Here is a 6502-nt window from a genome sequence, read left to right on the forward strand (position 1 = left end):
ATAAAGAAATGGATAGAATAAAATGTACGGTTGCATATGATGGCATGCATTTTTGTGGTTATCAAATTCAACCGCAGCATCGTACTGTTCAACAAGAAATAGAGAAAGCTTTACAGAAATTGCATAAAGGGGAACTTATTCGTGTTCAGGCATCGGGCAGAACAGATTCTACTGTTCATGCTAAAGGACAAGTGATACACTTTGATACACCGTTGTCTCTTGAAGAGTGGCAATGGAGCAATGCATTAAACACTATGTTACCAGATGATATTGTTATCACACAGGTAGAGAAAAAAACAGAAGAATTTCACGCACGTTACGGTGTCGAGAGAAAAGAATATCGTTATCGTGTATTATTATCAAAGACTGCGGATGTATTCCGTAGAAATTACGTATATCAATATCCATATCCGCTCGAAATAAATGCTATAAGAAAAGCGATCCCTTATTTTATTGGAACGCATGATTTCACTTCTTTTTGTTCGGCAAAAACTGACAAAAAAGATAAAGTGAGAACAATTTATGAAATCGAGCTAATTGAGCAGGACGACGAATTAATTTTTCGTTTTGTAGGTAATGGATTTTTATATAATATGGTCAGGATTATTGTTGGTACGTTACTGAGCGTAGGGCAAGGAAAGCTTGATCCGGATAGCATTCCAGAGATTTTAGCGAAACAAAATCGTCAGTTTGCTGGAAAGATGGCTCCTGGTCATGGGCTTTATTTATGGCAGGTAAACTATAACAACTAATCCTGGTGTAACATTTGCTTGACATTAGAAACTCAAAAGTATATCATAACATATGGTATTGTTTCTAAAACCACGATTAGCCCCGGAAGGAAATCGTGTTTAAGATAAACAATAGATTTTTTCTATGGAAAAGATAACGAGGAGGGAAACACATGCGTACGACTTTTATGGCAAAAGCTAACGAAGTTGAGCGTAAATGGTATGTGGTTGATGCTGAAGGTCAAACTTTAGGTCGCCTTGCTAGTGAAGTAGCATCCATTTTACGTGGTAAAAACAAACCTACATTTACACCACACGTTGACACGGGTGATCATGTAATTATTATTAACGCTGAGAAAATTCATTTAACAGGTAATAAATTAAACGATAAAATTTACTACCGTCACACTAACCACCCAGGTGGACTTAAACAAAGAACAGCTCTTGAAATGCGTACAAACTACCCTGTACAAATGTTAGAGCTTGCAATTAAAGGCATGCTTCCAAAAGGACGCTTAGGCCGTCAAGTTTCTAAGAAACTAAACGTGTATGCTGGAGCAGAGCATCCACACCAAGCACAAAAACCAGAAGTTTACGAACTTCGCGGATAATCAATTAAAGGAGGGCTTACTTTGGCACAGGTTCAATACTATGGCACTGGACGTCGTAAGAGTTCAGTAGCGCGCGTACGCCTAGTTCCAGGCGAAGGACGCGTTATCATTAACGGTCGTGATTTTGAAAACTATATCCCATTTGCTGCATTACGTGAAGTAGTGAAACAACCTCTAGTTGCAACAGAAACTTTAGGTAACTACGATGTACTTGTAAACGTAAATGGTGGTGGATACACTGGTCAAGCTGGTGCTATTCGTCACGGTATTTCTCGCGCTTTATTAAAAGCTGATCCAGAATACCGTCTAACACTAAAACGTGCAGGTCTATTAACTCGTGACGCACGTATGAAAGAGCGTAAAAAATACGGTCTTAAAGGCGCACGTCGTGCACCTCAGTTCTCAAAACGTTAATTTTTGCGAACTACAAACCCCAACCATTTTGGTTGGGGTTTTTTATGTTTCATTCCTCTTTTGAAATTTTTGTAGTTTGGAATATTTTAGTGCTATCCTCTCGCGTATGCTTCTTCTTTAGAAGTTTAGACTAATACGTATTAGGGAGGTTTATAAGTACTATGAATGTCATTGTCAGCTTACAAGAAAAACAAAAAGAAAAGCAGTTGAAATATGAGCGGAAGATGCTGCGGGAATTATCATTAAAAACATTACGTTCAAATATTAGAGATGCCTTTCAGATGCAGGAACTTCATCGTCAGTATGAAGATTACTGCATTGAATTAGGGATAGAATCGTATTTATTAGGAGCGAGATATAGCAAATTTGGTTATTATGGCGAATCGTTCTTTGATGTGAAATATAGGGCCTTAGAAGAAGAGCAACAATTAACGGAAACACTATTTCAATTTTTAACGAGCATGACTATGCGGGAGATTAAGTTACAAGATGAGGAATTACTTTTTGAATCTTGCCAGCAGTTTATCGGCTTATGGTGGCAGGAAGGATATGAAAAAGGTGAAAGAAGATATCGATTAAAGCTTCATTAAGACAAGCATAAACTTTCCTCTTGTCCCATATAAGTAATTAGAGGGACTAGCTGGAGGAGGAAAGGTATGAAGAGAATTCGAATTATCTCTTTTGCACTCGCTGCGGTTATTTTGTTTTTTTTAGTCAAACAAGAATTTCAAATTACAAAATCGTGGCGAGCTTGGAATTTACCCTTATCAGGGAAAGTAATCGTATTAGATGCTGGGCATGGTGGACCAGACGGAGGGGCAGTTGGTGGCAAGGATATTGTAGAAAAAGATATTACGCTTGAGATTACAAAGAAGGTACAAGATTATTTACAAGAACAAGGTGCACTAGTTATTTTAACACGTGAGGGAGATTATGATTTAGCCCAGAAAGATACAAAGTCATATAGTAGACGTAAAGCAGAAGATTTAAAAAAACGTGTAGAGATTATTAATAAACCCGATGTAGACTTTTTTGCAAGTATCCATTTAAATGCTTTAACGAGTAGTGGATCGAAAGGCGCACAAACGTTCTATTACCGTTCTTCAATTGAAAATGAACGTGCCGCTAAATTTATACAAGCTGAGTTGAGAACGAGTTTAGAGAATACAAATCGTTCTGCTAAAACAATTTCTCATGTGTATTTATTAAAGTATGCGAAAACACCAGGCGCTTTAATTGAAGCTGGCTTTTTATCGAATGTAAATGAAAGATATATGTTGAATTCGGAGAAATATCAGCAAAAGGTAGCGGCTGCAGTATATCGTGGTATATTACGTTATTTCACGGAAAAAGGAAATCCTCCAGAATAAGGAGGATTTTTTTGCGTTTCTCTCGTTAACGAAGTTTTCCGAAAATATGTTATACTGGAAATGTAAACGCATTTATTTAAAAAGTAAAGAGAGATATATTTAATTAACATTATGTTATTTTTCATACAGGGGGCTGGGCTAATTATGGTAACGAAAGAACAAGTAGTGGAAGCGTTAGAGGGGATTGTAGATCCGTTTTTACATAAAACGTTAAAAGAAACAGGGGCAATTAAAGAGGTAACAGTCAAGCCTGAGAAGGAACATGTAAGTGTGAAAATTGCAATTGTAAAAACCGGTACAGCGGAACAAATGCAATTGCAATCTGGAATTGTAAAGTTAGTAAAAGAACTAGGAGCAGCAACAGTAGGGCTTCGCTTTGCAGAATTTACAGAAGAGGAATTAGCTCAGTTTGCACCAGAACAAGAAGAAGAGCAAACTGAATCCTTATTGTCACCAAATTCGAAAACGACATTTTTAGCAGTGGCGAGTGGAAAAGGTGGAGTAGGGAAATCAACAGTTTCTGTTAACCTTGCTATTGCTTTAGCTCGTCTAGGGAAAAAAGTTGGTATCATTGATGCTGATATTTATGGTTTTAGCGTACCTGATATGATGGGGATAGAAAAACGCCCTGTAGTAAGAGGAGATAAAATCATTCCAGTGGAGCGTCTAGGTGTAAAGGTAATCTCAATGGGATTCTTTGTAGAAGATAATGCACCGGTTATTTGGAGAGGGCCTATGCTCGGGAAAATGTTAAATCATTTCTTTACAGAAGTAGAATGGGGCGATTTAGATTATTTAGTTTTAGATTTACCACCAGGTACAGGTGATGTTGCGCTAGACTTACATTCGATGTTGCCGGCTTGTAAAGAGATTATTGTCACAACACCGCATCCAACAGCGGCATTTGTAGCAGCACGTGCTGGAGCAATGGCTTTACGTACAGAACATAGCATTCTTGGTGTTGTTGAAAATATGGCTTATTTTGAAAGTAAAACAACTGGCGAAAAAGAATATGTGTTTGGAAGAGGTGGTGGAGATAAATTAGCTACAGAACTTCAAACAGAAGTACTTGGCCGAATCCCGCTTCAACAACCTGATTGGAATAAAGAAGATTTTGCGCCGTCAGTATATGAAGATACGCATACGACAGGTCTTATTTATCGCACAATAGCTGAAACGGTAATTGATAAAACAACTGTTGCGCAAAAATAAAATAATAATGAGTGGATGATACATATATTGTCCACTCATTATTATCGTTATTATTTTTACTGCTGTTCCTTTTTACCTTCTTGGGAACCACCTTCACCGCCGGCTTCCTTTTTATCAGAACCACTTTTTTCGGCTTTTTGGACACCTTTACTAATAATATCAATCATCTTAGCTTGGAAGAGTGGGCTTTCAGCAGTTTCTGTTAGTACTTGTTGTAAATATTGCCGGTATTCTTTGCTCTTCATTGTTTGTAACATCATTTTTTCTACTTCAGGGTTTTTCATAATTTCTATAACGCCTGCTTGGTATTCAGGGTCTTTTAGTAATGTTTTCATTAAGGCTGTTTGTTCTTTTCCCATACTTTTAGCGAATTTCGATGAGAACTCAGGGTCTTTAAAGAGCTTTTCCCAGAATTGTTGCCCTTTATCGGATACCATTGCATCTTCAATCGTTTTCTTTACTACTGTTTCATCTAGTATGAGTGCTTGTTTCATTTTTTCATCAGTTAACACATCTTGAATGGCTTTCTTACCTTGATCGGTTTTTAAAATATCAACAATCATTTTCTTCGTTTGATCATAATCAAGTTCGGACTTTGCTTCTTTTTCTTGTGCACATGCTACAAGTACAAGAAATAGAAAAGAAGAAGTCAAAACGAGCAGCATCCGTTTCATAAGTTGGAACTCCTTTCAGCACAGTTCTCTCTTTTTAATATAAATATCTTTAAGGAATTTATACATGAACATGGCTAGCTTTTTGAAATTGTCATTGATACAATTTAATTAGAAATATAAGGATAATGGGGGATGTGTTGTGAATAGCCGCAAGTGGGTTCGACTATTTTTTACGACGTTGTTTCTTGGTGGGGTTAGTACAGTCATTATTGGATTTGTTTTAGAGTGGGACAAGTACGCGAAATTTTTTCAAAATTTCGACGAAAAGGAAATTTTGGCAGTTTCCTTCTGGTTGATGGGTGTAGGATTTATTTTTAGTGTGATAAGTCAAATGGGGTTCTTTGCCTATTTAACAATCCATCGTTTTGGATTAGGGATGTTCAGGTCACCTTCTTTATGGAATATAGTCCAGCTCTTCTTCATTGCATTCGTTTTATTTGATTTTGTGTATTTAAGATCGGTATTGATTGCAAATGGGGAAATTTCATTAGGGAATAACATACTTGTTGCTGGTGTGTTATTTATGTTTGGTGCCATCGTTGCTTATATAAAAAGTAAGGAAACGAATAAAAAGGCATTTGTGCCAGCTTTGTTCTTTATGGTGGTTGTAACAATTCTTGAGTGGGTACCAGCACTTCGAATTAATGATACAGATTGGTTATATTTAATGGTGATACCACTTTTATTATGTAATGCATATCAGTTACTTATATTACATCGTTTAATTGGAAAGACGAGTAAGTCGGCCTAATTAAGAGAGTTTTTACGCAGGGTAGTTGTACGAATGAAAATATCGGGATAAAAAAAGCTCTATTACCTGAACGAAAGGTAGTAGAGCTTTTTATGTGTAAAAAATTATTGGACATCTTTACTTTTCGTACTTGTGTTGGAAATAAGTTGTGATACGGATATTTGCTCATAGCCGTCACTCTTTAATTTCTGTAGAAGCAGTGGTAAAGCTTTATTTGTTTGAAGAGCAGAATCGGATGCATGTAATAAGACGATATCCCCACCCTTTAAATTATTAGAGACGGTGGAAACAATATTGTTTACGCCAGGGTTTTTCCAATCGTTTGAGTTATTACTCCAATGAACGACAGTGTATCCGAGTGATTCTGCTATTTTAAGTGTTGCCTTGTTAAAGTCTCCACTAGGTGGACGCAATAGTTTAATTTGTTTCACACCGAGTTTTGTAAAAACATCTTGTGCTCGCAAAAGATCTCTTCGTATTTCATTTGCCTCTAGAGAAGTGTAGGACGTGTAATTATAACCCATACTACCGATTTCATGTCCATCTTTTATGATGCGTTCAACAACATCAGGGTGTCTTTCTGCCCATGCAGCAGAAAGGAAGAAGGTTGCATTCTTAATATCTCTTTCTTTAAGTGTATCAAGGATTGGAATTGCTTTTTTGTCTCCCCAACTAATATCAAACGTGAATGCAACTTGTTTTTTAGAGGTGTCGCCTTTGTAAATAACTTTAGGTCCTG

The 6502-nt window shown here is 36.9% G+C and carries 9 protein-coding genes (1 of these 9 running past the window's edge); 7 read left to right on the forward strand and 2 right to left on the reverse strand.

What is annotated here, in order from left to right; genetic code table 11:
- Positions 1 to 8: 8 nt before the first annotated feature.
- The 6 genes from truA (at position 9) to EGX95_RS27165 (ending at position 4338) form a co-directional block, all read left to right on the forward strand.
- Positions 9 to 752, forward strand: coding sequence for a tRNA pseudouridine(38-40) synthase TruA (gene truA, locus EGX95_RS27140; RefSeq protein WP_002081773.1), 744 nt, complete (start codon positions 9 to 11; stop codon positions 750 to 752).
- Positions 753 to 904: 152 nt separating this feature from the next.
- Entirely contained in the window at positions 905 to 1342 is a 438-nt protein-coding gene (gene rplM, locus EGX95_RS27145; RefSeq protein WP_001260793.1) for a 50S ribosomal protein L13, read from the forward strand.
- A gap of 21 nt (positions 1343 to 1363) precedes the next feature.
- Complete coding sequence (rpsI, locus tag EGX95_RS27150; RefSeq protein WP_000079986.1) at positions 1364 to 1756, forward strand: 30S ribosomal protein S9; 393 nt, start codon at positions 1364 to 1366, stop codon at positions 1754 to 1756.
- A 161-nt stretch (positions 1757 to 1917) separates the two neighbouring features.
- Positions 1918 to 2346: a YbaK family protein gene (locus EGX95_RS27155; protein ID WP_001101006.1), complete on the forward strand. Its 429-nt coding sequence runs from the start codon at positions 1918 to 1920 to the stop codon at positions 2344 to 2346.
- A gap of 66 nt (positions 2347 to 2412) precedes the next feature.
- Positions 2413 to 3126, forward strand: a complete 714-nt coding sequence (gene cwlD / locus EGX95_RS27160) for an N-acetylmuramoyl-L-alanine amidase CwlD (protein ID WP_000822436.1) — start codon at positions 2413 to 2415, stop codon at positions 3124 to 3126.
- A 144-nt stretch (positions 3127 to 3270) separates the two neighbouring features.
- On the forward strand, positions 3271 to 4338 hold the full coding sequence (locus EGX95_RS27165; RefSeq protein ID WP_000256608.1) for an Mrp/NBP35 family ATP-binding protein: 1068 nt from the start codon (positions 3271 to 3273) through the stop codon (positions 4336 to 4338).
- Positions 4339 to 4394: 56 nt separating this feature from the next.
- Here the strand turns inward: EGX95_RS27165 and gerD are convergent, their stop codons facing one another.
- The gene (gerD, locus tag EGX95_RS27170) at positions 4395 to 5012 is read right to left on the reverse strand and encodes a spore germination protein GerD (protein WP_000827519.1); all 618 of its coding nucleotides are present in this window, start codon (positions 5010 to 5012) and stop codon (positions 4395 to 4397) included.
- A 139-nt stretch (positions 5013 to 5151) separates the two neighbouring features.
- On the opposite strand from gerD, the gene kbaA reads away from it, so the two are divergent.
- Entirely contained in the window at positions 5152 to 5763 is a 612-nt protein-coding gene (gene kbaA, locus EGX95_RS27175) for a KinB signaling pathway activation protein KbaA (RefSeq protein ID WP_123805784.1), read from the forward strand.
- A 104-nt stretch (positions 5764 to 5867) separates the two neighbouring features.
- Here kbaA and pdaB read toward each other — a convergent pair whose 3' ends face one another.
- On the reverse strand, positions 5868 to 6502 hold the 3' portion of the coding sequence (pdaB, locus tag EGX95_RS27180; RefSeq protein WP_000464713.1) for a polysaccharide deacetylase family sporulation protein PdaB. 130 nt of this gene lie beyond the right edge of the window; only the last 635 of its 765 coding nucleotides appear in the window; its start codon lies beyond the right edge, outside the window; the stop codon is at positions 5868 to 5870.

Origin of the sequence: Bacillus sp. FDAARGOS_527 (assembly GCF_003812125.1) — a bacterium.
GTDB classification, from domain to species: domain Bacteria; phylum Bacillota; class Bacilli; order Bacillales; family Bacillaceae_G; genus Bacillus_A; species Bacillus_A paranthracis.